This window comes from Spiroplasma sp. ChiS (assembly GCF_002968355.1).
GTDB lineage: Bacteria > Bacillota_I > Bacilli_A > Mycoplasmatales > Mycoplasmataceae > Spiroplasma > Spiroplasma citri.
Map to the genome: position 1 here is coordinate 1 of NZ_PUUH01000161.1, position 1,094 is coordinate 1,094.

Here is a 1,094-nt window from a genome sequence, read left to right on the forward strand (position 1 = left end):
TTGTCAATTTTTACTATCTGCAAAAAGATTGTTTAATTGACTAGCACTATACCCACGGATATTGTCGTGTCCATTTGCTTTCGCTCAGATTTCAAATTGTTTGCCATTATTCGTATTTCAATATTCTTTGATATCTTTTTTATTTTCGTTTATTTGTAAATAAACATTTTCGGTATGACCTAGGTTGTCAGATAGTTCAACAACATATTTACCATTTGTTGTTGCTAACTGCGACCCATCAAGTTTTATCTCGTTTGTTGGGTCAATATTGCTTGGTTGTGATGTTTTTTTTCATTCATCATCACAACCATACACCACCCCAGTTATCACACTGCTTGGTGTTGGTTTAACCATTGTGATAATACTTTCACTACTTACATAGTAAAAAGTGTTAACGGGGTTTATGATATTACTGTCGTCAATTTGACCAAGATAATCTTTCAMTACCGTTGCGGTTGATGATGTTGCTGTTACATCAATCTTTAAGTCAACTATCGTTGCTGAAACAACATTATAAGTTATATCAACCGAACCCGCATAACTTTTACTATCTTTTTTCGCGGTTAAAGTTGCAGAATGATTATCTTTTTTGGTTATTTCAATTTGCGAAAAATCATCAATAACATTGTGGTTTTTTTGATTAACGGCTGCAAAAATAGTGTTATCATTGTTATTGATGATATTACCTAAATCAGTCGTTTTAATTAATTCACTTAAATTTTCTTGCTTACTTGGTGTTGGTGGGTCAATTTTCGCTTGCATTGAGACCGTAATTTCACTCGTATATTGTTTACCATCCAAAGTAAACATTACTTGTAAATTATGGTCGCGGGCTGTCGTTTCGGGTTTAACATTTATTTTTCATTGTTTGCTTGTTTGTGGTTGTTGGACATTATCAAAAATAACTTTATCAATGTTGGGGTTGGCAATATCAATGTTTAACTCCCCATCAACACTAAGCAAGTCGGGGCGAGTTCAAGTTTGGGTTTTGGTGCTATCAACTAAGTTAAACTTACTTTGTTGTTTTATCCAATCTAAAATTGTTGTCGTAAATTTAACTCAATCATTACCACCAAAGTAAACATTACTGTTAT

Annotated in this window: 1 pseudogene; it reads right to left on the reverse strand. The window is 32.9% G+C overall.

The window, feature by feature from the left end:
• Window positions 1-1,094, reverse strand: a pseudogene (locus C6B38_RS10020) (adhesin); the annotation flags it as partial.